Genomic DNA, 25,915 nt, shown 5'->3' with positions numbered 1-25,915 from the left:
TTAATCAGCGTGCAAAACTTACCAGGGTTCTGGGTGAAACAGCGTTGAAAAGTTTCCACTCTGGATTGTTAAATAACCGACATTTAGTCGGAGAACTCTGGAGTGTTACCAATGGATATAATTGCGGAAGTAAGAAGACGTCATTTTGTCAGTAAGGAAAGTATTAGCTCAATTGCACTTTCTCTAAGGATTTCACGCTCCACCGTTAGAAAGCATTTAAAAACAGAGATAGCACCTGTTTATCAACGTCAGTCACAACCATTTCCCAAGCTTGGAGAATTCAAAGCTGTATTAACGCAATGGCTGGAAACTGAAGCCCAGTTACCTAGAAACCAACGCCGTACAGCAATGCGATTATTTGAAGGATTGGTTGATGAAGGATATATGGGTGCTTATGACAGCGTTCAGCGTTTTGTTAAGCAATGGAAAATCGATAGCAAGAATACGCCGTCTATAAAACAAGCTTTTGTTCCCTTGGTTTTTAAACCAGGGGATGTCTGTCAATTTGATTGGAGTCAAGAGACCGTTGAAATAGGCGGTATCGAACAGATCATTAAAGCGGCCCATTTCCGTCTTGCCTTCAGCCGCAAAATGTTTGTCATTGCCTACCCGAGAGAAGCGCAGGAAATGGTTATGGATGCACATAATAAAGCGTTTATTTTTTATGGCGGCGTTCCCCTACAGATGGTTTATGACAATCCTAAAACGATTGTAGATACTGTTTTTGTGGGCAAGGAGAGAAAGTTTAATCGACGTTTTATGGCATTGGCCAATCATTACTTATTTGAACCTGTCGCTTGTACACCGGCTGCTGGATGGGAAAAAGGTCAGGTAGAGAATCAAGTGGGCAATGTTAGAGAGTGGCTATTCACCCCACGAGCCAAATTCGCGACCTTTGATGACTTAAATCGTTGGTTAGAAAAGCGGTGCCATGAGTTATCCAGCAGAAAGCATCCGGTCTTACCTTCACAAACCATTGCTGAGTGTTTTCAACAAGAATTGCCATTTCTACGCCAAATAACCGCTCCTTTTTCAGGCTATATTGAACACTTATTAAAAGTGAGCAGTACCTGTTTAGTGCGTATTGACAGGAATCAGTACAGCGTTCCTGCGCAATGGGCAGGGCAAGTAGTTTCGGTCAGAGTTACTGCCCATGATCTGAATATTGTGGCAGAGGGTAAAACTATTGCAACCCATCAACGCAGTTTCTTACGTGATCAGCTGATCTGTAATCCTTGGCATTATCTGTCGGTATTGGAAAAGAAAACGGGAGCCTTGCGCCACGGCGCTCCCTTTCAAGACTGGAATTTACCAGAATCGATTCGGAAAGTTCGGGAAAAATTACTGCAACAAGACAAGGGTGACCGAGCTTTTGTCGATTTGTTGTTACTGACCCGGGATGTGGGAATAGATGCGCTCGAAACAGCCTGTGAGTTGGCATTGGAATCCGGTGTTGTGAGCGGTAGTGTGGTGCAGAATGAAGTCAGGCGCCTAGTTGAACCTGCTCGTCTGAAGACACTGAATACCAGTGATAACTTACAATTAACCGCTGAACCCCAAGCCGATTGTCAACGCTATGATTATCTGTTGGGATCGCATTATGTCCACTGATCTGTTAACCCAATTCAAAGCATTGCACTTGTACGGCATGGCAGAAGCTTGGTCTGAACTAAGGGCAGAATCACCGCAACGTAAGCAAGCTTTGTCTCCAGAGATTACGCTGACTCAGTTGATTAAAGCTGAAATTGCAGATCGTCAAATGCGTAGCCTGAAATACCAACTGAAAATTGCAAAGTTTCCTATCCACCGTGATCTAGTAGAATTTGACTGGAATGAAACTTCGCTGTCACAGCAACAAGTAGAACAACTCGCAACAGCTGGCTTTATGGATGACGCGCATAATCTCATTCTAGTCGGTGGCACAGGAACAGGTAAAACTCATTTAGCCACAGCTATTGGAGTTGCGGCTATTCATCTTGGAAAACGATTAAGATTCTTCAATGCTGTTGATTTGGTTAATCTTCTGGCGTATGAGAAACAACAAAACAAAACCGGAAATCTAGCCAGAAGACTCACTCAGGTAGATGCAGTTATCTTGGATGAATTAGGCTACCTGCCTTTTCCAGAATCTGGTGGTGCCTTACTTTTCCATTTAATCAGTCAACTGTATGAACGTACTTCATTGATTATTACAACTAACTTAAAGTTCAGTGAATGGGTGCAGGTATTCGGTGATGCAAAAATGACAACCGCTCTTTTAGACCGAATCACTCATCATTGTGACATCGTGGAAACAGGAAATGATTCTTACAGATTCAAGCATCGAAAAAAGAACATAAAAACTGATTAACCAACTAAACCAGGTGGAAATTCTTAGACGCTGATGCCTGGAAAGTTTTCAACGCTGATTGACAACCACGCAAAGTGTTTGGTTTTAGAACCCCGTTTGAAGTATTCTTCGGAAAGACGATTCGCTACACCAAATCACCATTAAGCGTTGCACTTCGAAATTGAATCCGCGTCCCGTGAAATTCCTTCCTCTACCCAATTGACGCGCTATTGTTATCGCACTTTCCTTCTGATTTGCTAGATCGTGCAACACTTCCCCTATATGCTTCCTGAGCTTGCCAAATATCAGTTTCTTTCGCCGCTTCGGAATAAATACCACATGATATTTACAATCCCAGCGCGTATGGCTCAAACTTTGGTACTCCTTCATTTTTGACTCCTCGTCTCGTGGTTGGGACGAGAACGTTACGACGACTGCCGTAACGGTCAAACCTTCGGGAGTCCCCCGGCTCAGCCGGGGGTTTACCTGTTATTAATTATATAGTTATTTAATATTTTGACTAAGCTTTTTTGAAATTTCACTTGTATTTGCTTTGTTGTTTTCATACTTGATACTTATCATTACCCCTGTTTCTGGGATTTGGTCAAAATAGCTTAGATCGTGTTTTATATATTGCAATCCATTTCTTTGATATAGCACATTTTCTTTTTTATCAATGTGGATAACTTGTCCAATGGTATTTTTTGATGGATCTGCATTAACAGCGTTGTATAAGTTATAAATACCGGGTTCAATACCTACAGCTTTAGATACTTTGTCAGTTTTCCACTCACCTGTGGAATCATTTTGAGATAATTTTTGCCCATTCATAACAAGTAATCGTTTTTTCATTGTGTCAAATATCCTTTGTTTTTAGCACAGTAAAACTAGACAACGAAAGTATTCTTTTATTTTTTTCTTGGCGTAAATCTTAGATTTAATTTATTTGTTTTTAAGGTGAGGGTGATTATATGTAACTAAAATTGAAATCAACAAGATTTAGGGTATTTAAAAAAGTTGACTTGTGACCATTTGTAGTGTTTTAAATTGATTTAAGTATTTGAGTCAAGATTATTTTTTACATGACACATGAAATTTGTAAATTTATTTTTGACGCAAAAAGTTTGATGATATTTTAATCGTTTGGAATGATTGACGGTAGTTATGACTAATATATTTATATGAATAAAAGAAGAAAAGAATAAGAAGTTATCCACAAGAAGAAAGATATATTATTACAATGAGTTATAATAATATTATTGGTTTATGTGTGAGTTAAAGCTATATCTTGAAGTTTAGAAGAGTAAAGAACTTTAAGTTTTTTGATTATGTGTGAGTTAAAACTACATCTTTTTAGCTTGTGTGTGAGCTATAACTATATCTTTTTAGCTTATGTGTGATTAAAAACTATAACATTTAAGCTTTTGTGTGGGTTAAAGCTATATCATTTTGTATGTATGTGAGTTAAAACTATAACTAAGTGTGAATCATAACTACTAGATATGTGGGTTAAAACTATAACATTTGTGAGTTAAAGCTATAACATACGTGAGTTAAAGCTATAACATACGTGAGTTAAAGCTATAACATACGTGGATTAAAACTATAACTTAATGTTTCAAAATGTGTAGAAGTTTAATTTTTTTGTTGATGTGTGAGTTAAAGCTATAACATGCACGATTCAAAATTATTGTTTTGTAATGGATCGCGGATTAAATTATCCCTATGTTTTTTTGATAATGCGAATGCTTGATTTTTGAGCTATTATTTTTGTATCGGTAGCGCGTTTATTAGATGCAATTTGTTCGCTAATAAATTGTGGAGCAGCTTTAATTGTATATTTTACGTCAGTAATAGTACGGCCTGCTTTACGTTCATCTATTTGTAGACACTGAATAATCCCTTTTTGTTGTAATTCATTAAAAGCAGATAGTATTTTTCTTCTATTATCAATTTCACGTGTTTGTTGTAATAATCCACTTGTTTGTTTTATATCTGAATACATACATGAATATTCTGTAATAGGACTGGCTTGGGTAAAACGGTTGATAAGCCGTTTATAGATCCACCTAGTTAATTGTTCATTACAACTCATTAAGCGGTCATAGTTAAATTGTCGATAATCAAGATTGTTTATACTATGGCTGATAAAGAGGGGTAATCTTGCGATGTGATGTGTATCCGTAGAGGCTAAGTATTCATTACGGCCCACGGTAACAAGGTCTTGAAGAATGTTTCCATTCCAAATTTCTTTATTGTTTTTTGAAAGAGTGATATTGCATTTACTCATTACTTCTATAGCATGTTTGATTTGATCAAGATCACGTGTTCGGCCCCTTATTTTAAGTTCTTTTTGTAGCATTCCCAAAGTAAACTTAACCCAGCTTTCTATTTTTTCAGGGTCATGAATCGCATATTGTTGATCACTAAATATCTTCTTTAGAGCCTCTTCTATAAGTTCTTCTGTAACGCCAGGGAAATAAGCTTTATAACCTCCATTCTTTTGTTCAACTAATGCCGGTTGAATAGATACAGAGTATTCGTGGCCGTTTTCCGTATATGTCCATTTATAAGGTTTTGCTAGTCCATCAATAGTACGTAGTTTTTCAACTTGTTTAGCTGTAAAGAAATACTTCGGTATGCGTTCCCATAATTCAACCGTATTGGAGACTTGACTTAGATCGTTGGTTACAAACTGAGAAAATAAATCAAGTTGTAAACTCTTTATAGGATCTTTGGGTGGTTTCTTCATTGGGGGTCTGCGGGAAGTTAATGTAGTAGATTTATTGTAAATTATCTGCGAGTTGTGCATGTCTGACTACCCCTTTGACCCAGAAAATAAGTTAAAACTCCTATTCAGAGTTTTATAGCTAAAAATGATTTATTGATATATCGGTCTTTTATTATTGTTAAGCATCTTATATATCTTTCTATTCTTTTGCAAAATTAACTAATTTATCGAGTAAAGTTGATAGATTGTTTCGTTCCTGTTTTGTTAGGTTATCAAGTGCTTTAGCTAAGAATTGATTTTGTGAATCAATCTTTTTATGAAACTTGTTTAAAAGAAATAATAATTCATCAGTGGAGTAGTAGAGCTTATTTTCTTTCTTTTTGCTATTTGGGGTTTTAGTATTTGGTTCGCTGTTAGTCTCAACAATTTGTTTACCTTCTGTTTTAATGAATTGGCGTAAAATTTTGACTGAACCACGTGTTATTTCTTGTTCTGAATTATTTAACCAGTCAATTACAATTTCGGGAGCTTCTTTGAACGCATTAACAAGACTATTTATAACTATCACATCTTGCGTTCTTCCGGCGTCAAATACGGCTGCAATTGATTTGGGTAAATTTAGTAATAAATAGTGTTGCGATACAAATGCCGGAGACTTGCCAATCATTTTCGAAATTTCAACATTTCTAAATCCTTTGGAATATTGGTAGCCAATAAAATCAGCAATTTCTCTTGGAGTTAAAGCATCTCGTTGTAGGTTTTCAATAATTTGATCGACCTTAGAGTAATCGGTGTCTATAAAAGCGGGAATGGTTTTTTTCTTGGCAAGTAAAGATGCTCGAAAGCGTCTGGCGCCGTGATTGAGAATAAAGCGTCCTTCTATTTTGGGGTGAGGGTGTACTGAAATTGGAGTTTTCACACCCCGAAGACGAATAGTGTCCGAAAGTTCTTGTAACCTCACAGGATCAAATTCAGTGCGCGGTTGGTCTGGATCTTCATCAATCAAATTTAAATCAAGCTCTAATGAACTTACCTTAATAATGTTATTTTTAGTGCTATTTTTCATTATTTATTGGTGTTTTATCTAGATTTTTTAAGGATAAAATTATCAATACAGATTTATAACTTTATAAACCAAAATCACTTATATTAATTCTTTGGTATATTTATTATTCCTTATTAGAAAACATATAGAAATCATTGTAACTTTAAGGATATATAAGTTAAAGTTAAATGTAATGAGCAACAACTCTTGAATTAGTATTCAAAAAAATGTTCTTTAACGTGATAAACAATTACGAATACGTCGAGAACCAATCGGATCAAGTCAAACCTATGAGGAAGTGAGCTTGTATAACCAGATATTTTTAACAAATGTAATACGAGTACTGGATGAGTTAAACATGACAAAAATAGAGTTGGCTGAAAAAGCCAATATCTCATTATCTTTTTTGTCTGACTTGACAAAAGATAGAGCAAATCCGTCATTAAGAATCATGGAGGCTATTGCTAATGCCTTGGAAACACCACTTCCTATCCTTTTAGAGCAAACAAATCTTTCGGAAGCAGAAATGAAAGAGCTTATGAGCGTTATACCAAAATCAAACTTACCTGAAGGGTTAGTGCGTGTATGTGGAACACTCACGAAGTTTCAAGCTTATCAGGTTCATCTTTGGGACACTGAAAACAAGAAGCAAGTACTAACCCATAAAAAAAGAAAAGAGAAATAGTTGTTGCTTTAATTAGTATCCCGTTATACCGTAAAAAGAGATTAACAATAAAGCGGGATATATCCATGTTAGGTTCTGAAGAAAGCTGCACGACGCTGAAAGACAGAGCCAAGCGCAAGCTGGATCGAGACATGGGGCCACTATTAATCAATGCGCTCAATGATCCCCAAACCGTTGAAATAATGGTCAACGCCGATGGCCGTGTCTGGCAAGAAAAACTTGGCGTACCAATGGCGTGTATCGGTGATTTGCGCTCAGCTCAGGCCGAAGCCATTATCAAAACAGTGGCCGGATACCACGGTAAGGAAATTACCAAGTTAAAACCGATCATTGAGGGTGAATTTCCGCTTGATAATTCTCGTTTCGCGGGCCAACTTCCTCCCATCGTGTCATCCCCAACATTTGCTATTCGTAAAAAAGCCATTGCGATATTCACGTTAGAACAATACGTTGAACAAGCAATGATGACGGTTAAGCAATGCCGGATCATCAAATCAGCGGTTGCCGAACATCGCAATATCCTGGTTGTGGGTGGTACCGGTTCCGGTAAGACCACATTGGTGAATGCAATCATCAATGAAATGGTCATCCATGATCCAACCGAGCGGATTTTCATCATTGAAGATACGGGCGAGATTCAATGCGCCGCTGAGAATTTCGTGCAATACCACACCAGTCTTGATGTTTCGATGACCCAACTACTCAAAACCACCTTGCGCATGCGCCCGGATCGGATATTGGTGGGGGAGGTGAGGGGAGAGGAAGCACTGGATTTACTCGATGCCTGGAATACCGGACATGAAGGAGGTGCAGCCACACTACACGCAAATGACGCGCTGTCAGGACTAACAAGATTAAACTCATTGATTACACGCAACAAATCAGCTCCTGCGGATATTGATGCACTGATCGGAGAAGTTGTGCATTGTGTTGTGCATATCGTGCGTACCCCAAAGGGTCGTCGTATTCAGGAGATCGTAGAAGTAGAAGGTCACAAGCGGGGTAGTTACCGCATCAAAAGATTCTAAATCAAAAGAGGTATTAAATGAAATCTGCAGTGACACTGGCAATTCCGAAGTTTAATGCTCTCAATAACTCATTAATCTTATTAACCCTTTTGCTGCTGTTTGTTCCGGAGCTGGCACTTGCATCCGTGGGTGGCGGTGGTGCATTACCGTATGAAACCTGGCTGGTGAGCCTAAGAAACTCAGTCACGGGCCCGGTTGCTTTTACGCTCTCGATCGTCGGCATTGTTGTGGCCGGTGGTATTTTGATCTTTGGGGGCGAACTGAATGCTTTTTTCAGAACATTGATTTTTATCGTCCTGGTCATGGCGCTATTGATCGGCGCGCAAAATATCATGACCAATCTGTTTGGCGGTGCTGTCATTACACCCGCCAGTAGCGAAGCTTTACCACCTGCGCCAGAATCAACCCATGAATTATTTACGCCAAGAAATAATATAAGCGAGGGTAGGGGATAGCCATGTCCCTGCGCCAAACACAAATCCGGCAATCGGCGAATCGTCCCAATCTTTTTATGGGCGGTGACAGGGAACTTGTCATGTTCTCCGGATTATTGGCCTTTGCATTGATATTCAGCGCGTTTGAATTCAAGGCGTTTGTATTTGGCACGACATTATGGGTGTTTGCCTTGTTTGCGCTGCGCCTGATGGCGAAGAACGATCCGCTGTTACGCAAAGTGTATTTACGTCACCGCAAATACAGAACCTATTACCCGGCACGCAGTACGCCTTTCTACCAAAACACAAACAAACAAGGAAAACAATACCGATGATAGAGAGCGTAATCTTCTTTTTCTCGGGTAGCGCAATGGTGATGTTATTCATTTTGTTCATGCGCATAAAGGTTGTCGGGGGCAAATCAAAACTGGCTAAACATCGCGCTCAAGATCCCGGTTTTGTCGATCTGCTTATTTATGCCTCGGTCGTTGATGATGGCGTGATTGTCGGCAAAGACGGGTCACTCATGGCGGGATGGGCCTATCAGGGCGTAGATTCCAATAGCAGCACGCGAGCGGAACGCAACCAGATCTCCTTGCAAATTAACCATGCTTTATCACGCATGGGTTCCGGTTGGATGATCCATATCGATGCGGTTCGTAAACCTGCGCCAGGGTATTCAAATAAGGATGCCTCATATTTCCCGGATCCCGTCTCAGCCGCCATTGATGAGGAACGGCGCGAATTTTTCGAGCGCGTGGGTACGTTATACGAAAGTAGTTATGTCATAACCGCGACTTATTTGCCACCGCTGCTGGCGCAACAAAAGTTTGTTGAACTGATGTTTGATGACGAAGGTGTGCCGGTGGATTCCAAAACCAGAACCATCGCCTTGCTTAACCATTTCAAGCGCGAATGCGCCAATATTGAATCCCACCTGTCCAGTGTGTTCAGGATGAAGCGGCTGAAAGGTAAAACGATAACCCAGGAAGATCATACCTCGGTTAACTATGATGCTTTTTTGCGCTGGATACAATTTTGCATCAGCGGCCTGGACCATCCGGTGATTTTACCCAAAAACCCCATCTATCTGGATGCGTTATTAAGTGGCCAGGAGTTTTGGGGTGGGGTCGTACCTAAAATCGGGCAGAATTTCATACAGGTCGTGTCGATTGAGGGTTTTCCGTTGGCATCATCACCAGGTCTCATTAATTCACTGGCTGATTTGCCTTGTCTCTACCGCTGGTCAACGCGATTCATTTTCATGGATACGCACGAGGCGGTCGGCCATCTGGAGAAATTCAGTAAAAAATGGAAACAAAAGATTCGCAGCTTCTTTGACCAGGTCTTTAATTCCCATAGCAGTCATGTTGACCAAAACGCGATGAATATGGTGAGTGACGCACAAGCAGCTATTGCCGAGACCAATAGCGGTGAAGTTGCACAAGGCTACTATACCAGCGTGGTTGTGTTGATGAGCGAGAACCGGGGGGATTTAGAGGCTGCTGCGCGGCAAGTGGCCAAAGCGGTCAATCATATGGGATTTACGGCCCGTATTGAAACCATCAACACTATCGACGCGTACCTGGGCAGCTTGCCGGGACATGGGGTTGAGAATGTACGCCGCCCCCTATTGAACACCATGAATCTGGCTGATCTGATGCCAAGCAATACCGTATGGCCGGGAAAGAATGAAGCGCCTTGTCCGATGTATCCATCCATGGCAGCACCCCTGATGCACTGTATTACTCAAGGGGCCACACCTTTTCGATTAAACCTGCATGTACGTGATTTGGGTCATACCTTCATGTTTGGTCCAACCGGTGCCGGTAAATCAACGCATCTGGCACTGATAGCCGCGCAATTACGACGTTACAAGGGCATGTCCATTTATTGCTTTGATAAGGGCATGTCAATGTATCCACTGACCCAAGCTGTCGGCGGCAAGCATTTTTGCGTAGCTTCCGATGATGACGCGCTGGCGTTTTGCCCCCTTCAATTCCTGGAAACAAAAGGGGATCGAGCCTGGGCGCTGGAATGGATTAGCACCATCATCGAATTGAATAACATCACGATTACCCCCGCGCAACGCAATGAAATCAGTAACGCGATTACCAGCATGCACAAAAGTGGAGCCAAGACGTTATCGGAATTCGTGGTGACGATACAAGATGAAGCCATCCGCGATGTACTGGCGCAGTACACCATTGATGGCATGATGGGGCATTTATTGGATGCAGACCAGGATGGTTTGAGCCTGTCGTCATTCACAACCTTTGAGATCGAGGAACTCATGAACCTGGGCCAGAAATATGCACTGCCCACGCTGTTATATCTGTTTCGACGCATAGAACGTGACTTACACGGCCAACCGGCGGCAATCATCCTGGACGAAGCCTGGCTAATGCTCGCGCATGTCGCGTTTCGTGAAAAAATTCGCGAATGGCTAAAAGTCATGCGTAAAAACAATTGCCTGGTATTGATGGCCACGCAAAGCTTATCTGACGCAGCCAATAGCGGGATTCTGGATGTGATTGTCGAATCCACTGCCACCAAGATATTTTTACCGAACGTACACGCGCGTGATCCGGATACAGCCGCGCTATATCGGCGCATGGGGCTCAATAGCAGCCAGATTGAAATCATCGCATCAGCGGTTGCCAAGCGCCAATATTATTCGGTATCCGAAGATGGCAGAAGGCTCTACGACCTGGCATTAGGCAAAGTAGCTTTAGCCTTTGTCGGCTCATCGGATAAAGAATCCATCGCCACCATTAAACACCTGGTCGCTAAATTTGGCGAGGGTTGGGTTAAGGAATGGCTCGATATCAAAGGACTGAAACTAAATAATGAGGCCATGTCATGAAGTCAATACAAGCACTACTCAATCTTAATCCCAAAAATGCACGACTAGCTGATGAATTTATAGAAGGTGGCCGCCGTGACGGGGAAAATGACAATCCTTATTTGTCGGCGCGGCGCTCCTGGAATGATCACATGGAGTCAATGGCGGCATCGCGCAATATGTGGCAGATACTGGCAATACTTTCCTTAATGATCACCCTGGCAGCCGTGGGTGGGATTATCCATATCGGCAGCCAGTCGAAGTTTATTCCCTACGTGGTACAAATTGATCACCTGGGGGAGGCGATAGCGGTGGCACGAGCCGATATGGCAGCCCCGGCGGATCCTCGGGTGATTCATGCATCGGTTGCTTCGTTCATTAATGACTTGCGGATGGTCACACCGGATATTGCGCTCCAGCGCCGCGCAATTTTTAGGGCCTATGCCATGCTTTCATCAGAGGATGCGGCAACGGCTAAAACCAACGTTTGGCTAAACGGTACCGATACCAGCAGCCCCTTCAAACGCGCCGCCAATGAAACCGTGAATATTGAGATTATCTCGGTGATTCCGCAAAGCCCTGAAACCTGGCAGGTGATCTGGCAAGAATCGGTGTATGACCGTCAAGGGCATCCCAAAGAACCATCTTTCATGATGCGCGCGCTTTTAACAATCTATAGCATCGATTCAACGGCCAATACAACCGAAGATCAAATTCGCAATAACCCGCTCGGCATCTATGTTCGGGATTATTCCTGGGCCAAGCAGATATAACAAGGCAATGACCATGAAATACGCTCACTATGCACTGATTGCACTCAGTATGGGTTTGCTTCCCTCCGCAACTCTCGCGGTCGGCAGTAATTTTCCGGATTCCTATTTTGCAAAAGACAACCCAACCCTGACACCACAGGAAAGGGCATCGATTGAAATAGCCCGCAAATGGCAGCAATCGAGTGCTACGGGAATCAAACCGGTCGCCGGTCCCGATGGCACCATCCGCTTTTTATTTGGCGCACAACAACCCAGCATTGTCTGCGCAGTGCTGCAGGTTTGCGATATACAACTGCAACCCGGCGAACAAGTGAATTCAATTCACCTGGGCGATCAAGTGCGCTGGCAAGTCGAACCGGCAATAACCGGTCGCGGTGCATCCGAAGTACAACATTTAATCGTCAAACCGCTGGATGTCGGACTGGAAACCTCACTGGTCGTGACCACTGATCGGCGCACGTATCACATGCGCCTTCGTTCCCACCGGCAGGAATTTATGCCGCGCGTTGCATTCATCTATCCTGAAGATGCCCAGGCCAAATGGGATGCCGTCAAACTGAGAGAAAACCGCGCACTGCAGATAAAACAAGCCAGAACCCTACCCGCAACAGGAGAGTATTTAGGCGATCTTGATTTTTTGTATAGCGTATCAGGCACGGCTGCCTGGAAGCCACTGCGCGTCTATAACGATGGCAAAAAAACAATCATTCAGATGCCGACCACCTTTTCGCAACAGGAAGCGCCGGTTTTAATGGTGGTACGCAAAGAAGGGGGATTTTTCTCAAAAGACACGCAGGTGATGGTGAATTATCGTTTGCAGCATGACCGGTACATCGTTGATGCGGTTTTTGATAAAGCGTATCTGATTGCGGGTGTAGGCAGCGATCAAAGCCGCGTAACAATTACCAAAACACAAGGAAATTAAAATGTTTCGGTTATCAATGTTTGTTCTGGTATTCATGCTGACCGGTTGTGCCACCACACCATACGGCAATTTTGTGGCGGCTAATGATGAGGCCCACAACAAAAGCATCGCCCATGATGTGACGCAGCAACTGATAACGCTTTATCCACCGGCGAGCACTCAATTCAATCTGCAACACCCAACGGCGGATTCATTTGGGGATGTTTTGGTGGATAGTTTGCGAACCGGGGGTTATGCCATCATTGAGCATCAAAAGCCAAGCCCTATCCAGGCAGCACAACCCGCTCTATCGGATGGCAAGACCCTTGGGTATGTCTTTGACCGTATGGACGGCTTATATCGCCTCACCGTCCTGGTCGATCAGCATGTGCTGACTCGCGCGTATAGCTCCAGTGAAAACACCATAAACCCGGCAGGTTACTGGGTGCGCAAGGAGTAAAAGTTATGAGCATGGCTGCTGACACATCCCCTGATACCGTCTCGTCATCGGGCGTGCGTCGGGTTAACAACCTGCCGATTTATATTGTTGTCGGCATTATGCTGGTCTTTTTGTTAATCATGATGATAGTAGCCATGAACCGCGCAGAACCGCAACAATCCGCGAATGCCGAAGAAAGCAAAAAAGCGGGATCGAGCAATACCCTGGCCGCGTTTATCACCGGTGAATACAAGGAAGGCTTTATTGAAGCTGAAAGACCGGCACCCATGGAGCCTGCGCTGGATTTACCCCCCGAAATCATCATTGCGCGTCCTGGAAATGCGGAAAACCTGGATTTACCGCCTTTGCCACCGCCCACACCAGCCAACATGCAGGAAATTAACCCGGATATAGAGCATATTCGTATGATGAAATTGCAGCTATTCGAGCAAGCGGTCAAAGCAAAAACCAATGTGCCAATGGAGGCACCGCGAAGTGCCGGTTCATCTTTAGCATCCACACCCAACCGGGAAGAAGCCTTGGCGCGCATAGCCGCGGTCAGACAACAAGTCGATGCAGAAGTTAAAAATGATCCTGCTGCGACTTATCTTGCGCGCTTGCAACACATCAGGGACAGTGGGGCTGTCGGTGGCCGGGACAGTCTGGATGGCCTGGGTAGCATGGATAGTTTAGCGTCGGAATTAATCGATGCAGATACAAAAAGACCCAATAACGATTATGCAAATTTTGATGCAACAGGGCAGGGGAGTCGTTGGGCGCTGGATAGCCAACCAGCGGCACCTGAAACACCGTATAGCCTGCTGGCGGGATTTGTCATTCCAGCTGTACTTATTTCCGGCATTAATTCAGAACTGCCCGGGCAGATTATGGCACAAGTCAGCCAGGATATTTATGACACGCCCATTGGCAAACACCGTCTGGTACCCCAAGGGGCACGGCTGGTTGGGGAATATTCCAGTGAGGTCGCCTATGGCCAATCGCGCGTGCTGGTAGCATGGCAGAGGATTATTTTCCCCGATGGCAAGACCATGGATATCGGGGCGATGCCGGGCGCTGACGGTATCGGTCAGGCGGGATTTAAAGATCAAGTGAATAATCATTATTTGCGCATATTCGGATCAGCATTATTAATGTCAGCAGTGATCGCCGGTGCCACCTACAGTCAGCGAGATGCCGGGGGAGGGGGCGTATTCGGGCGGCAAAATGCCGGTAGCATCTTGAGTCAGTCGCTAGGCCAGCAACTGGGCCAAGCCACCACGCGTTTAATGATGAAAAACCTGAATATTGCGCCCACACTGGAAATACGCCCAGGCTTTAGATTCAACGTTATTGTCACCAAGGACCTGGTGTTTTCTAAACCGTATCAATCATTTGATTATTAAACCAAGGAGCATCTCGCATGATAAACCGTAAAAATCTAACCGCCCTTGGGGTAGCAATCCTGCTTGCAACCGGCGGCGCTGGGTATTCATCCATAAGCCACGCAGGGGGGATGGCTGTGATTGATCTATCGAATATCCAACAGACTACGATTACCGCTTATGAGAGCGTAGAGATGCGGCTCAAGCAGATCGATCAGTATCGAACGCAATTGCAGCAATATGAAAACATGCTGAGAAACACGGTAGCCCCAGCAGCGTATGTTTGGGCCAAAGCGGAATATACGATGAACCGGTTAGTCCAGGCGTCCAATACCCTTAAATATTATCAAGACCAGGGCGGGGTAGAAAACTATCTAAACCGATACCGAAACGCCAGTTATTACAGTGGTTCACCCTGTTTTAATCTCGAGGGCAAATGCTCAGACACCGCATGGGATCTGATCAAGCAAGGGCAAACAACCAGCACCAGCGCACAAAAAAGTGCGAATGATGCATCATTGCGGGGCCTGGAAATACATCAGGATGGCGTGCCTCTCGATGCCGCGCATTTGCAATTGCTGCAATCACGGGCGGAAACTGCAGGCGGGCAGCTGGAAGCGATTCAGTACGCCAATCAATTAGCTGCCTATCAATCCAATCAGCTGTTGCAATTGCGAACCATGATGATTGCACAGTTTAACGCAGAGAATGCCAGAAATCAGGCGCAAACGGATCGAGAAGCGATGCAGCAAGCCGCACATCAAGCTGCAACCAAGCGGTTAAGTCCGGTTAAACTGCCAGCACCAAAAATCTGGAATGTTCGAGACATATTTTAATTTAAATCAAAGGAGTCATTTATGAAAACCAACCAAACTCTAATTATTACGCTAGCTGCTGTATTACTTTTTGCCCTGGTAGGTTGCGGTGATCACGTGGATGGAGACGGAAAGATTGTCCTTAAGGAGCCTAAGCCCGAACATGTGGATAGAGGGATACGCTATAGCGTAACCCATGGACTGGTTGATCAAGATGGTAATCCTGTCGCATCTGGCGAAGCGGAGTAATCATTCAATCTAATTATTAGAGGATCACCCCTGTGAACAAATCAAATCTATGTCTCTTTTTTAGCGTCTTGACTTTGATGCTGGTTTCCACGGCCGCATTTGCTGAATTGGCTTATATTGATCCGGCAACGAACCAAAGCGTTCTAGAACAGGTTACTCAAAAGTTTTTCAATAAAGCCAAAAATTGGAAGACCGCCCTGGAAGCTGCTGCAACACGCTTATTCTGGACACTAGTATTAATTTCCATGGTGTGGACGTTTGGCATGATGATCTTACGCAAAGCCGATCTTGGAGATTTCTTTGCGGAATTTACCCGCTTCATCATATTCACAGGGTTTTTCTTTTGGCTACTAACCAATGCCGTATCAGGACACAATATTGGCGGAACCATTATTGAATCCATGCAGGTATTAGGCAATCAGGCTTCAGGGATGACTGGGTCAGGGCACGGTAATGTAATGGATATAGGCTTTCAAATATTTAGGCTAGGGTACGATAATTTAAACGTTCTAAGTCCAATCGATAGCCTACTAGCCATCATTCTCTCACTCATTATCCTAATTATTCTTGCGGTCGTCGCAGTCAACATGTTATTGCTGCTGATTTCGTCATGGGTACTCTTATACGCAGGTATTTTCTTATTAGGTTTTGGTGGCGCTCGCTGGACCACTGATTTCGCCATCAACTACTTCAAGACGGTATTGGGCATTGGGATTCAGTTAATGGTCATGACTTTGATCGTTGGCATTGGTAGTGATTTCCTGATCAACTACTATGGAAAAATGAATCAAAACATTATGAATTTTGAAGAATTGGGCGTCATGTTAATTTTTGTGATTGCATTTTATGTCTTGGTTTCAAAACTACCCCCCATGATAGCCGGAATTATTACGGGTAGCAGTATTAATGCCGGAGGGGTAGGGAACTATAGTGGTGGCCAGGTAGTAGGTGCAGCCGCAGCTACCATGGCTGTTGCCAGTATGGGTGCTACTTATTTGGCGGAGGGCGCGCGTCAAATGGCTGCGGCTGGAACAGTGGCTGCCGATGCGGCAAAATCTATCGATACCGGTGGAACCCCATTTGCTACGCCAAATCCGGATGGAAGCGCACAAACTGTATCCCATGATCCATGGGAAGTACCTGATGATCATCTGACAAGGAAACCCAAATGAAGAATCTAAATGATGTGACTGTTATGCATAACAAATCAATTTTGTATGTCTTCGTGCTTGTGTTTGTGCTGGGTGGTTGTGCCACTATGAGTGAATCGCAGCAAAGCACAGCCAAAGGCACCGCCATGGGTGCTGGCGCAGGTGCCGCCGCTGGCGCTATTATCGGTGCCATAGCCGGAGATCCGGCTTTAGGTGCAGGAATTGGTGCGGGTGTCGGTGCAGTGGGGGGCTATATCTGGTCTAACCGGATGGAAGAACAAAAAAGAAAAATGGAAGCGGCGACCGAAGGGACCCCAGTTTCGGTGACTCAAACCGCCGACAATCAGCTAAAAGTCAATGTTCCCAGCGATATTTCCTTTGATACCGGGCAATCCACCATAAAACCCGAAATGCATCCGGTACTCAATAGTCTGGCCGCAGGATTCATGAGTAATCCAGATTCCCAGGTAACCGTTATTGGTTATACCGATGATACCGGCAATGATTCCATTAATAACCCGTTATCGGTCAATCGCGCTGCCAGTACGCGTGCGTATCTGGTAAGTCAGGGCATTGCATCCAATCGTATCAGTATTGATGGTCGCGGTTCTGCTGAGCCGGTAGCACCCAACACTTCCCCTGAAAATAGAGCAAAAAATCGTCGGGTCGTGATTCTGGTGAAAGAGGCGCATCCACAGCCACCACAACAACAGCAGCAACAGCAACAGCAGCAACAGCAGCAAGAACAAACACTGCCGAAAGAAGAGCAACAGTACCAGGATCAGCAACGATATATTGAGCAACCGGCGTATTAATCCATGATGGATTTGCCACCCGATCAACAGGAAAGAATTGTGTGTTCAATCACGGCGGCGATCAAGTACGAAATACCGGCCAATATACTTTTGGCCATTGCGGAAAAAGAAGGAGGCAAACCGGGTCAATGGGTGAGTAACCGCAATGGAACCCATGATGTCGGCTCGATGCAATTTAATACGGCCTATTTGGGCGATTTGGCACGATACGGGATCACTCCCGACGATGCAGCACAACCCGGTTGTTTTCCCTATGAGCTGGCCGCCTGGCGAATACGCCTGCATATTAAGCAAGATACCGGCGATGTGTGGACAAAAGCGTCCAATTATCATTCACGTACGCCAATAGTCAATGCGACCTATCGAGCTGATTTGATGGTTAAAGCCGCCCACTGGGCGGATTGGCTGGAAGATCGCCTCATGGCACCGTTAAACCCAAAAAAATGAATTAGTCCACAATTTCTGTGGATAGAACTGTGAATAACCGCCCTATGTTACGCAACGCTAATGTCATTTGAGTTCCGCCTAAATGACAGGCAAAAATCCTATGAAAACTTTGTAGAAATGAAGCAGAAATGAAGGAGCAAATGATGAACAAGCCCGAAACTCCAGTATTGGAAACAGATCTGAAAATGATGGATTCAGTGATAGACGAAAAGCTGCGAGATATGGAAACACCCGGTTTTCAGGCCGAATTTGATCCATTAGAGGCTGAAAGACTGGGCGCGTTTGAGGAAAGTGCTTTAAGTGAACAAGACGCGCTGGATAGCACGATAGATCAACTGCAGGTGAGTGCGAAATGAAGCCAATTAAGAAAGCTTTTCATGAACAAGTGGCCGAAAACCTGATTGAGCAATTAAAGCAGGGTACTGCACCGTGGCAAAAGCCATGGAAGCCGGGCGATCCGCTTTTGACATTACCCCACAATCCCACAACAGGTAAGCGCTATCGAGGCATTAATACCTTGAAACTGATGAGCCGACCTTATAGTGATCCTCGCTGGTTGACGTTCAAACAGGCCGTGAGCATTGGCGCCCAGGTGCGCAAAGGCGAGCATGGCACGCAGGTACAATATTGGAAATTCACCGAAGATCGCACCCAAAAAGATGACAGCGGCAATTCTGTTCTCGACAGCGATGGTCAGCAAATTAAAGAACAGGTAAAACTTGAGCGCCCAAGAGCGTTTTACGCCACAGTATTTAATGGTGATCAGATTGATAATCTGCCCCAGCTTGAAATTAAAACACCGGATTGGAATCCGATTGATCGAGCCGAAGAAATATTACAAGCCTCCCATGCTGTCATCAAGCACGGGGAGTCCGATCGCGCATTTTACCGACCGACCACAGACAGTATCCATTTGCCGCACAAACACCAGTTTCCAACCCCTGATCGTTATTACGCCACAGCGCTTCATGAACTGGGTCATTGGAGTGGATCAGAGACACGTCTGAATCGTGATCTCTCACACCCATTCGGGAGTGAAGGTTATGCAAAAGAAGAATTACGCGCTGAGATTGCCAGCATGATTTTAGGCAGTGAACTGGGAATTGGTCATGATCCACGGCAACATGTTTCTTATGTGGGTTCATGGATAAAAGTATTGGAACAAGATCCGAAAGAAATATTTCGTGCAGCAGCTGATGCGGAAAAAATTCAGGATTACGTACTATCATTATCACAGACGCAAGATGTTGTTCAGGAGCAAGACAATCTGAATCAGCTACTAATGCAAAACACAGCAGCTACGGCAACTCTTTCACCAGACCTGGTCACTGTGGCGCAAACATTGATAATCAATACAGAGCAGAATTTACAGAGTAAGGCGAATGAAATGGACAAAGACCCCTCCAGTGAACTTGAATCGAAACTATCTCACCAAGAAACCCATGAAAAACATGGCATAGTTACTCGCCGATATCTGGTCGTCCCTTTTAAGGAAAAAGACCAGGCCAAAGCTGCCGGTGCGAACTGGGACAATACCGCCAAATCATGGTATGTGGGAAAGAATGCAGATATACGCACATTACAGCGCTGGTTGCCTGAGAATGTATCCGCACACCAGGAGCCCGCCTTGAATCCTGAAGCGGAATTTGCGGAAGTGTTACGTTCTCATGGCTGCATTGTTGAGGGTAATCATCCTGTAATGGATGGAACCAAGCAAAGAATTAAAGTAGAACTGGACAAGCCGGGTGAAAAATCAGGATTCTATGTAGCCCATCTGGATGGCTATCCTGCCGGATACGTGATCAATAATCGTACAAAATCAGAAACACACTGGAAGGCCAAAGGGTATTCGCTCACAGACGAACAAAAGGCGGCACTTGCGGCCCAAGCCGCTATCAAGCAGCAAAACAGAAGAATTGAGCAACACGAGCAGCAATTGAAAGTGGCGGCGGCAATCAAGGAATTGCTGCTAATCGCGCCGATTGCAGACCCTGATCATCCTTATTTATCGGACAAGAATGCGCGCCCCGGGGACTTGAAGATGGTGCCGGAGAATGCCGATGCTTGGCCCACGGATTCCATTATCAAAATTGCTAAAGACTGGAAGGAAGCCAAGGCACTCCGTGAAGAAAATCCCAGTAACATCGTTTTAACAGCCGGTGATTTATTACTGTCGGCACAAGACATCAATGGCGATGTCTGGAGTGTTCAAACAATACAACCGAGTGGCGCTAAGTTTTTTGTAACAGGTAGCAAAAAGGAGAGCAATTTCCATGTGGTCGATGCTGAAAACAGGGGATTGACCGCACTGGATGCCGCACCGGCCATCGTGATCTCAGAAGGCTATGCGACCGCAGACACGCTATCCCAAGCCCTGGATGCTCCCGTTGTTGCCGCGTTTGATTCAGGCAATTTGTCCAAAGTCGCTCAAGTCCTGCATGAAAAATACCCGCACAAGCCGATTGTGATCGCCGGTGATGATGATTTTTTACAGGAATCAGTCAATGGCATCAATCCAGGTCGAGAAAAAGCAATCGAAGCCGCAAAGCTGGTAAATGGCGGGGCAGTTTTTCCGACTTTTGCACCAGGGGAGCAAATGTCACTGAGACTCAGTGATTTTAATGATCTGGCCAATAAAAGCACTCTGGGGATTGAAGCGGTTAAACGCCAAGTAGGTTCGGTGGTTAGAAAAGCATCGGAACACGCCAGAGATCAAGCTAAGGATGAGAAATTACAAGATACACTTAAACCAAATAAGCAGGAGAGGGCGCAGAAACAGGTGGTTACGAGGTAATAGGTACTTTAATCAGAAGGTGATTACTGATAGATTAGAATGCCATGGATACAGAAGTTTATCTAGAATTCAGAACACAGACTCGTGGTTATACGCTGTTACTTGAAACGGATTTGTTTGGCGACTGGATTGTTACCCGTTACTGGTTTGGTTTAAAGAATGGACGAGGAAGCACAAAGCAGCAATTATTCTCTAAATGGAAAGACGCGTTCAAAGAAATTGAACGGATTGAAAAAATTAGATTACGTAGGGGTTATGTACGATTATAGAAAAAAATCTTCGTCTCAAATAAGCTGCTTTACCCCACATATGATCTGATCTTTTTGGCTTAACAAATTCATATTAATTTGGGAATTAAGTTATTAAAATCTCACTTTGAGATTTTAATAATGTGCTTGCTTTAAACATCCGCATCAGTCATGATTATTTTGGGATGAATGTAAAATAATCATTAAATAAACCATGCAATGAACGTGCCTAAATTTCGCTCTATTTTCACACCTGCATCCAAACAAGAACGAATTAACAATTTTGAAAATTATTGGCTATTTACTCAGCATCACAATGGTGAATTGCTGGAAGTGGATAAAGATTTAGTAAAGAAACGTAATAAATTAAAATCTTTTCAAGACAATCCGATTCAGTTAAGGGCACCACTAGCTAACCCTGATGCTTTCTATCGCAATTATGTTGATATGCAAGATGACCCCAAGACTCTGGATAACATGACTCTAATGTTAACTGGCATGTATAAATTCGCCCGGCATGAGTGGGTTGGCATTAAAGGTGCTTGGGATGCAGTGCCAAATATGGATAATTCGCATTCAATTGAAGACAAGATTAGTCGTGTACATTTGGCAGAAGAGTTTTGTCATGTTCGCTTGTTTGAAGAAATGTTGCGTACTTGTGGTCTGGATAAAGTAAAGTGGGTACCGTTAAGTCCAGTTAAAGAAAAAATTTATGAGCAGTTTCCTAAGTTTCCTGACTTCCTACTAGATACACCTGCTTTTGTAACGGAATTAATGGGAGTTACTTACTATTGCCACTTAAATCGTTTGATTGATGAATTATTTGTAGATGAACCAGAAGTTCGAATACGTCTAAAAGAACTGCTAGATGAAATTACCATAGATGAAGTAGCACACGTTGGACAGCGTAGAAATTTCATTGGACCTATCGGGATGCGAGTTTCTCGATGGTTAGTTAAGCCATTTTACACAATGTTTTTTAATGATATCCCAGAAATTGGCATATTATTTGACGTAAGCCAAATGATTAGAGATGGGGAGTCTTTTGATTTCAATCAATTACCTGATTACATTATCGAAAAAAGCTGGGTTCCTTCTTATTGCAAGGTGTAAAACCTAGGGAGGGTTATCATAATACATATGAATCAGCTTCTGAAATTAGGCAATCGTTGGGAAAATTACTTTCAGTTCTAGAAGGGGCAGTTTATAGCTTTAAGGGGATAACTGTGCCTGTAGATAAGAGTAGCTTTGCACTTTACTAATATTTGCGATAGAACTCATGTCAGCTCATCCGATATAGACGTTTTTGTAGTTAAGGCGACAGAATCTAAGTTTTCGTACCATTGGAATTAAAACCCAAATATTTAACCCATGACACGCTGGTAAATTTCCTTGTCGCTCCGATAACAACTGCAAGAAAGGGCTTCCAGTCCACCGCGGTCGAGAATTGTAATATTTCCTCGTTGATAATTGATAATATTTCGGTACTGAAGTGAACTCGCCGCTTGGGTGATGCTTACGCGCCGCACCCCCAACATATAGGCAAGGAATAAATGCGTAAAATGAAATGTATTGGAATGTGACTTATCTTGAGTCATCAGTAACCAACGAGCAAGGCGCGCCTCTGTCATATGAAAACGATTACAGGCAGCCGTTTGCGCAATCTGACTTATCAATACATAAAGATAGCGCTTTAACTCTCGCTCTAACGCAGAGCTCTGCTCGAGCATACGGAGAAACAATGGTGTCGTTATACGTAGCGCAAGGCCTGGTCCTTGAACTAACGCGCGTAATGGTGCAACATTGACGCCAAGCAAAAGCGTAACGCCAAACATGCCTTCATTACCTACTAATCCCACTTCTAATCCCGTAATATCTTCTAACGGCGTCGCTAAGGAAATGAAACTGTTAATCGGGAAGTAAACATACGAAATATGTTCTCCGGGATGGTAGAGGACCTCTTTTAAGGCAAGTTCTACTTCTTCACAGTCTGCGAGAAATCGTACGTAATCCTTGCGAGGTAAAGCAGCTAATAATCGATTGGGAATAGGGATAGTTTGGATGATCGACACGGGCATTTTTCTGTGAAATTAGGCAAACCCAATAAGCGACATAAAGATCTATAATTGTAGAAATCTCGATATGGGAGGAATTAATAATTATTGAGCATGTCTTCACTTTTCCAGTCATCAGAAAAGAAGAATACAGAGTAGTTAAATTACTGCAGGATTTTTTTTCTGTCTGTGCCTAACCGTACGCACATAAGGTAATCTAAAGCTACGATATAAATATGGTGATTACTCAATTTTAAGGATCATGAGGTTTAAGCAGACGATCGTATTCACTTTTTACTAGGCGGATTCAACTTTGAAGTGCAACTTTTGTAAGGAAGTTTATAGGCAAGCTGCGGTAGTATCGGAGCTACTTAAACGACCAAGTAAAAGGAGCACAGATGAATCACTACAAACAGCTCACCAGAGAACAACGATACCAGATTTCTGGCTTGAAGAAGGCAGGTCTGAACCAATCGCAAATTGCGGATGAAGTGGGCGTCCACAAGTCGACGATTTCTCGGGAATTCAGCCGGAACAAGGGTCGACGTGGTTGGCATCCGAAGCAGGCTCAGGAATTACGGGACGAGCGTCGAAAGAATTGCGCCCATGCACAGCGTCACTCATTGCTGGAGTGGACGGAAGTTGAGCGATTGATTCGACAGGACATGAGTCCGGAACAAGGGTCACAGCGGCTTGCTCTGGAAGGCGGGTTGCCGATCAGCCATGAATCGATCTACTTGCACATTTATGCAGATAAGCGCCGTGGTGGCGACCTGTGGCGGCACATGCGCTGTCAGAAGCCGCGCAGGAAACGTTACGCGAGTGGTCAAGAGCGCCGAGGCACAATTAAGAACCGGATTGGCATTGACGAACGTCCGGTGATCGTGGAACAGAAGAGTCGCATAGGCGACTGGGAGGGCGACACCGTGATCGGCAAGAACTACCGAGGCGCATTGGTCACATTGGCCGAAAGGAAGTCGCGCTACATTCTGGCAGCCCAAGTTCCCGACAAACATGCGTCGGGTGTGACGGCGGCAGTAACGCGGCTACTGCGCCCCCACAAAGGCAAGTGCTACACCATGACATTCGACAACGGGAAAGAGTTTGCGGAGCATCAAACCATCGCGGCGGAACTCGATGCGGATGTTTATTTCGCCCATCCCTACCATTCATGGGAGCGTGGCTTGAATGAGATCAGCAATGGGCTACTGCGACAGTATTTCCCCAAGGGGATGGAATTGGTTGAGGTTACCCAAGAACAAGTGCAATGGGCGGTGGATAGACTCAACCATCGACCACGCAAAGTGCTTGGATTTAGAACCCCGCATGAGGTATTCTTCGGAAAGACGGTTCGCTACACCAAATCACCGTTAGGCCTTTCACTTCGAATTTGAATCCGCGACATTTAATAATCTATAAACTGTAGCTTTAGATATCTTTGTAGCATTGGTTAGGGAGAAAAGTTCGCGCATAATCAGGAGAATATTTGTTCTCAATTCTTTTGTCATCAGAATTTCTCACCCGCGTAATAGTAACGCGCTGAATTTCTGAATTAACTCTATTTAAAGTTACTTTGCGTACAGACTTCTTTAATAATCTTTATATAAAATTTCGTAATATGAAATTTTATATATATTAGAAATTAAAAAGAGATTCGATATGCACATTTTTCAATTAAATGGGCGCAGTCAAGAAAGACAAGCTAAATTCAAAGAGTTTATTGGGAACGTTCATTGATGAGAAACCATTGGAATTGAAAAGGAAGGACTAAAAAAAGGTGGGAAATCACGTCCTATTTATAATTTCTTAAAAGCACACACAAAAATAAAGTAATTTAATTAAAAAGATACAGAGATGAATTATAATTTGAACGGATCTTCCGTGCCACTCTGGCAAGCTACCAATACTATTCCACTATTTCCTCCTCTTACAAACAATACAAAAGCTGATGTTTGCGTTATAGGTGGGGGTATCGCAGGTATTTCTACTGCATATCTGCTATCAAAGAATGGAAAAAAAGTTATCCTGATTGATGCAAATTCAATTGGAGGTGGTGAAACAGGGCGAACTACAGCGCATTTTTTTCCTCCAGACGAATGGTATTCAAAAATTGAAAAATCCTTTAGCACTGCCGAGGCGAGATTAATAGCTCGCGGCTTTTCCCAAGCAACAAACTTAGTCGAGTACATTATTGAGGAAGAACAGATAGAGTGCTCATTCGAAAGAGTAACGGGCTATCTATACTCGCTATCGGAGAAAGGCTTCATTGACCTTCGTAAAGAACTCGAAGCTGCAAATCGATCTGGGGTTACTGCCCAGATAGTAGAACAAGTGCCTGAAATTAGCTTTTCTACCGGGCCCGCCATACAATTCCCTAATCAAGCTCAATTTCATCCGCTTAAATACTTGCAAGGCCTAACAAAAGCTATTTTAGACAATGGCGGAGTAATTCATTGCGATACTCGGGCATTAAGTATCGAAGGTAATAATACTTTGCAGAAAGTAAGCACGAATGGAGGAGAAATCAATTGTCAAGCAGTAGTCGTTGCAACCAACACCCCTTTTAATGACACGGTCGTTCTGCATACCAAGCAAGCTGCATATCGCACATATGTTATTGGTCTGCGTATCCCGAATGGAAGTGTGCCGCATATTTTAATGTGGGATCATGGCCATCCTTATTATTATGTGCGCATTGCAAAGCCAGATCCTAATTCGGACCATGAAATACTCGTCGTTGGAGGAGT

General features: G+C 43.8%; 26 protein-coding genes and 1 pseudogene. 22 read left to right on the top strand and 5 right to left on the bottom strand.

Going from position 1 to position 25,915, the window contains the following annotated elements; translation table 11 throughout:
• Positions 1 to 111 precede the first annotated feature (111 nt).
• Positions 112 to 1,611, top strand: coding sequence for an IS21 family transposase (istA, locus tag C7H79_RS13240; RefSeq protein ID WP_106707724.1), 1,500 nt, complete (start codon positions 112 to 114; stop codon positions 1,609 to 1,611).
• A complete protein-coding gene (istB, locus tag C7H79_RS13235; protein ID WP_106707723.1) occupies positions 1,601 to 2,350 on the top strand; it encodes an IS21-like element helper ATPase IstB in 750 nt (249 codons plus the stop codon). The genes istA and istB overlap by 11 nt, the downstream gene beginning before the upstream one ends.
• Positions 2,351 to 2,542: 192 nt before the next feature.
• Here the strand turns inward: istB and C7H79_RS13230 are convergent.
• The 4 genes and pseudogenes from C7H79_RS13230 to C7H79_RS13215 all read right to left on the bottom strand — a co-directional run.
• Positions 2,543 to 2,719 (bottom strand): annotated as a pseudogene (locus C7H79_RS13230) (transposase); the annotation flags it as partial.
• Between the two features lie 114 nt (positions 2,720 to 2,833).
• Positions 2,834 to 3,181: a KfrB domain-containing protein gene (locus C7H79_RS13225; RefSeq protein ID WP_106707722.1), complete on the bottom strand. Its 348-nt coding sequence runs from the start codon at positions 3,179 to 3,181 to the stop codon at positions 2,834 to 2,836.
• An 871-nt stretch (positions 3,182 to 4,052) separates the two neighbouring features.
• The gene (locus C7H79_RS13220; protein ID WP_106707721.1) at positions 4,053 to 5,081 is read right to left on the bottom strand and encodes a hypothetical protein; all 1,029 of its coding nucleotides are present in this window, start codon (positions 5,079 to 5,081) and stop codon (positions 4,053 to 4,055) included.
• A gap of 178 nt (positions 5,082 to 5,259) precedes the next feature.
• The gene (locus C7H79_RS13215) at positions 5,260 to 6,126 is read right to left on the bottom strand and encodes a ParB/RepB/Spo0J family partition protein (protein ID WP_106707720.1); all 867 of its coding nucleotides are present in this window, start codon (positions 6,124 to 6,126) and stop codon (positions 5,260 to 5,262) included.
• 277 nt (positions 6,127 to 6,403) lie between these two features.
• Between C7H79_RS13215 and C7H79_RS13210 the strand changes: the two genes are divergently transcribed.
• From C7H79_RS13210 to C7H79_RS13125, 18 genes are all read left to right on the top strand, one after another.
• The gene (locus tag C7H79_RS13210; RefSeq protein WP_258577646.1) at positions 6,404 to 6,790 is read left to right on the top strand and encodes a helix-turn-helix domain-containing protein; all 387 of its coding nucleotides are present in this window, start codon (positions 6,404 to 6,406) and stop codon (positions 6,788 to 6,790) included.
• Between the two features lie 65 nt (positions 6,791 to 6,855).
• Positions 6,856 to 7,818, top strand: coding sequence for a P-type conjugative transfer ATPase TrbB (gene trbB / locus C7H79_RS13205; RefSeq protein ID WP_106707718.1), 963 nt, complete (start codon positions 6,856 to 6,858; stop codon positions 7,816 to 7,818).
• A 17-nt stretch (positions 7,819 to 7,835) separates the two neighbouring features.
• Positions 7,836 to 8,273, top strand: a complete 438-nt coding sequence (locus tag C7H79_RS13200; protein ID WP_242447291.1) for a TrbC/VirB2 family protein — start codon at positions 7,836 to 7,838, stop codon at positions 8,271 to 8,273.
• A gap of 2 nt (positions 8,274 to 8,275) precedes the next feature.
• Complete coding sequence (locus tag C7H79_RS13195) at positions 8,276 to 8,587, top strand: conjugal transfer protein TrbD (RefSeq protein WP_106707717.1); 312 nt, start codon at positions 8,276 to 8,278, stop codon at positions 8,585 to 8,587.
• On the top strand, positions 8,584 to 11,118 hold the full coding sequence (locus C7H79_RS13190; protein WP_106707716.1) for a VirB4 family type IV secretion/conjugal transfer ATPase: 2,535 nt from the start codon (positions 8,584 to 8,586) through the stop codon (positions 11,116 to 11,118). The genes C7H79_RS13195 and C7H79_RS13190 overlap by 4 nt, the downstream gene beginning before the upstream one ends.
• Positions 11,115 to 11,870: a VirB8/TrbF family protein gene (locus tag C7H79_RS13185; protein WP_106707715.1), complete on the top strand. Its 756-nt coding sequence runs from the start codon at positions 11,115 to 11,117 to the stop codon at positions 11,868 to 11,870. Before C7H79_RS13190 ends, C7H79_RS13185 begins: the two co-directional genes overlap by 4 nt.
• A gap of 13 nt (positions 11,871 to 11,883) precedes the next feature.
• Positions 11,884 to 12,795, top strand: a complete 912-nt coding sequence (trbG, locus tag C7H79_RS13180) for a P-type conjugative transfer protein TrbG (protein WP_106707714.1) — start codon at positions 11,884 to 11,886, stop codon at positions 12,793 to 12,795.
• A 1-nt stretch (position 12,796) separates the two neighbouring features.
• On the top strand, positions 12,797 to 13,234 hold the full coding sequence (locus C7H79_RS13175) for a conjugal transfer lipoprotein TrbH (protein ID WP_106707713.1): 438 nt from the start codon (positions 12,797 to 12,799) through the stop codon (positions 13,232 to 13,234).
• Positions 13,235 to 13,239: 5 nt separating this feature from the next.
• The gene (locus C7H79_RS13170) at positions 13,240 to 14,616 is read left to right on the top strand and encodes a TrbI/VirB10 family protein (protein ID WP_197714637.1); all 1,377 of its coding nucleotides are present in this window, start codon (positions 13,240 to 13,242) and stop codon (positions 14,614 to 14,616) included.
• Between the two features lie 17 nt (positions 14,617 to 14,633).
• The gene (gene trbJ, locus C7H79_RS13165) at positions 14,634 to 15,431 is read left to right on the top strand and encodes a P-type conjugative transfer protein TrbJ (protein ID WP_106707712.1); all 798 of its coding nucleotides are present in this window, start codon (positions 14,634 to 14,636) and stop codon (positions 15,429 to 15,431) included.
• Positions 15,432 to 15,452: 21 nt separating this feature from the next.
• Positions 15,453 to 15,659, top strand: coding sequence for a hypothetical protein (locus C7H79_RS13160; protein WP_106707711.1), 207 nt, complete (start codon positions 15,453 to 15,455; stop codon positions 15,657 to 15,659).
• Between the two features lie 32 nt (positions 15,660 to 15,691).
• A complete protein-coding gene (gene trbL, locus C7H79_RS13155; protein WP_242447290.1) occupies positions 15,692 to 16,831 on the top strand; it encodes a P-type conjugative transfer protein TrbL in 1,140 nt (379 codons plus the stop codon).
• Between the two features lie 23 nt (positions 16,832 to 16,854).
• Positions 16,855 to 17,625 (top strand): YiaD family glycine zipper/OmpA-like lipoprotein, encoded by a 771-nt coding sequence (locus C7H79_RS13150; protein ID WP_106707725.1) that lies wholly within the window; start codon positions 16,855 to 16,857, stop codon positions 17,623 to 17,625.
• A gap of 3 nt (positions 17,626 to 17,628) precedes the next feature.
• The gene (locus C7H79_RS13145; RefSeq protein WP_106707709.1) at positions 17,629 to 18,072 is read left to right on the top strand and encodes a transglycosylase SLT domain-containing protein; all 444 of its coding nucleotides are present in this window, start codon (positions 17,629 to 17,631) and stop codon (positions 18,070 to 18,072) included.
• Between the two features lie 140 nt (positions 18,073 to 18,212).
• Complete coding sequence (locus C7H79_RS13140; RefSeq protein WP_242447288.1) at positions 18,213 to 18,428, top strand: conjugal transfer protein TraD; 216 nt, start codon at positions 18,213 to 18,215, stop codon at positions 18,426 to 18,428.
• Positions 18,425 to 20,866 (top strand): zincin-like metallopeptidase domain-containing protein, encoded by a 2,442-nt coding sequence (locus C7H79_RS13135; RefSeq protein ID WP_106707707.1) that lies wholly within the window; start codon positions 18,425 to 18,427, stop codon positions 20,864 to 20,866. The genes C7H79_RS13140 and C7H79_RS13135 overlap by 4 nt, the downstream gene beginning before the upstream one ends.
• Before the next feature lie 44 nt (positions 20,867 to 20,910).
• Positions 20,911 to 21,135, top strand: a complete 225-nt coding sequence (locus C7H79_RS13130; protein ID WP_106707706.1) for a WGR domain-containing protein — start codon at positions 20,911 to 20,913, stop codon at positions 21,133 to 21,135.
• Positions 21,136 to 21,333: 198 nt separating this feature from the next.
• Positions 21,334 to 22,227 carry a CoA transferase family protein gene (locus C7H79_RS13125; RefSeq protein ID WP_106707705.1) on the top strand — a complete coding sequence of 298 codons (894 nt, stop codon included), beginning with the start codon at positions 21,334 to 21,336 and terminating at the stop codon, positions 22,225 to 22,227.
• A 251-nt stretch (positions 22,228 to 22,478) separates the two neighbouring features.
• Here C7H79_RS13125 and C7H79_RS13120 read toward each other — a convergent pair whose 3' ends face one another.
• Entirely contained in the window at positions 22,479 to 23,192 is a 714-nt protein-coding gene (locus C7H79_RS13120; RefSeq protein WP_106707704.1) for a Crp/Fnr family transcriptional regulator, read from the bottom strand.
• 374 nt (positions 23,193 to 23,566) lie between these two features.
• Between C7H79_RS13120 and C7H79_RS13115 the strand changes: the two genes are divergently transcribed.
• Positions 23,567 to 24,562 (top strand): IS30 family transposase, encoded by a 996-nt coding sequence (locus tag C7H79_RS13115; RefSeq protein ID WP_106707703.1) that lies wholly within the window; start codon positions 23,567 to 23,569, stop codon positions 24,560 to 24,562.
• A 460-nt stretch (positions 24,563 to 25,022) separates the two neighbouring features.
• On the top strand, positions 25,023 to 25,915 hold an 893-nt coding region (locus C7H79_RS13110; protein ID WP_147383606.1), incomplete at its 3' end, for an NAD(P)/FAD-dependent oxidoreductase.

The organism is Nitrosomonas supralitoralis (assembly GCF_003011925.2).
In the GTDB taxonomy this organism is placed as follows: Bacteria; Pseudomonadota; Gammaproteobacteria; order Burkholderiales; family Nitrosomonadaceae; genus Nitrosomonas; species Nitrosomonas supralitoralis.
The sequence above is the reverse complement of the archived record's forward strand: the minus strand, read 5'-3'. Positions and strand labels throughout refer to the sequence as shown.